General features: G+C 36.9%; 1 protein-coding gene and 1 pseudogene. Both read left to right on the top strand.

Translation table 11 applies throughout. From position 1 onward, the window contains the following. Nucleotides 1–905, top strand: a 905-nt coding sequence (locus tag QZ379_RS12300) for a DNA-directed RNA polymerase subunit alpha (protein WP_291565285.1), incomplete at its 5' end; no start/stop codon positions are given. Between the two features lie 3 nt (nt 906–908). Further along, nucleotides 909–1,031: pseudogene (locus tag QZ379_RS12305) on the top strand (L17 family ribosomal protein); the annotation flags it as partial.

A 1,031-nucleotide genomic window follows, 5' to 3' on the forward strand; every position in this document is an offset into this window, starting at 1 on the left:
AACCCGGTTTCGGTATTACCGTAGGTAATGCTTTACGCCGTATTCTTCTTTCTTCTTTGGAAGGTTATGCAATCAATACAATCCGTATTGAAGGAGTAGAACATGAATTTGCTACTGTTCCTGGCGTTAAAGAAGATGTTACTAACATTATCTTGAATCTGAAGCAAGTAAGATTCAAGCAAATAGTTGACGAATACGAAAATGAAAGTGTCAGCATAACTGTAGAGAATTCTACTGAGTTCAAAGCAGGTGACATCGGTAAGCATTTGACCGGATTTGAAGTGTTAAATCCTGAATTGGTTATTTGCCATTTAGACTCAAAAGCAACTATGCAGATAGACATCACAATCAACAAAGGACGTGGATATGTACCTGCTGATGAAAATCGCGTATATTGCACTGATGTTAATGTGATTCCTATCGATTCTATTTATACACCGATACGAAATGTTAAGTACGCAGTTGAAAACTATCGAGTTGAACAGAAAACAGACTTCGAAAAGCTCGTACTTGAAATTAGTACCGATGGTTCCATTCACCCAAAGGAAGCATTGAAGGAGGCAGCTAAGATTCTGATACATCATTTCATGTTATTCTCAGATGAAAAGATTACATTGGAAGCTTCTGATGCTGACAGCAATGAAGAATTCGATGAAGAAGTATTGCATATGAGACAGCTCCTTAAGACAAAGTTGGTTGATATGGATCTTTCAGTTCGTGCTCTCAACTGTCTTAAAGCTGCTGATGTTGAAACTCTTGGCGATTTGGTACAGTTCAATAAGACTGATCTTCTCAAATTCAGAAACTTTGGTAAGAAATCGCTCACTGAGCTTGATGATTTGCTCGAGAGTCTGAATCTTACGTTTGGAACAGATATTTCTAAATATAAATTAGATAAAGAATAAAAAATGAGACATAATAAAAAATTTAACCATTTAGGTCGTACTGCTTCTCACAGAAACGCAATGTTGTCAAACATGGCATGTTCTTTGATCAAGCACAAAAGAATCACTACGACTGTTGCGAAGGCT

The sequence above is a fragment of the Bacteroides sp. genome, assembly GCF_019417265.1.
Classification (GTDB): Bacteria; Bacteroidota; Bacteroidia; order Bacteroidales; family Bacteroidaceae; genus Phocaeicola.